Origin of the sequence: Mesorhizobium sp. M7A.F.Ca.CA.004.06.1.1, assembly GCF_003999135.1 — a bacterium.
In the GTDB taxonomy this organism is placed as follows: Bacteria; Pseudomonadota; Alphaproteobacteria; order Rhizobiales; family Rhizobiaceae; genus Mesorhizobium.
Genome location: NZ_RZPQ01001429.1, coordinates 1 through 480, shown reverse-complemented (window position 1 = coordinate 480; position 480 = coordinate 1). Strand labels below are relative to the sequence as shown.

General features: G+C 68.8%; 1 pseudogene. It reads left to right on the top strand.

Annotated elements, in window-relative coordinates:
- Positions 1–480, top strand: a pseudogene (locus EN906_RS36765) (sensor histidine kinase); the annotation flags it as partial.

Here is a 480-nt window from a genome sequence, read left to right as displayed (position 1 = left end):
CGGCGGAGGCCCCCGCCGCAGCCCACGGGCATCTCCAATTGGCCGATGCAGGCTTCGAGCCGCTGCCGATCCGGCGCGGCGCTGGTGACGGCCTGGCGACGATCGACAACGCGGGAAAACCGCGCCAGTTCGTCGAGGTGGTGCAGGATTTGCCCGCTGCTGTTCCTGGCTGGCGTCTCTGGCTGCTCACTCCCGCCGACGCTGCTCTTTCATCGGCCGCCAACACGGCGCGCCTGACCACGCTGCTTGGGCTTCTGCTGATGGGCTTGCTTGCCTTCGTGCTTACCCGCCGCCAGCGCGCACGACGGCTGAGGCAGGAGGCGCTGGCGCGGATGAATGCCGAACTGGAGAGCCGAGTCAGCACGCGAACGGCCGAGTTGACCCGCTCCAACACCGCACTTGCCGGTGAAATCGCCGAGCGCGAGAATGCTGAAGCCAAGGTGCGCCGGCTGCGCGACGACCTCGCCCAGGCCCTGTCTC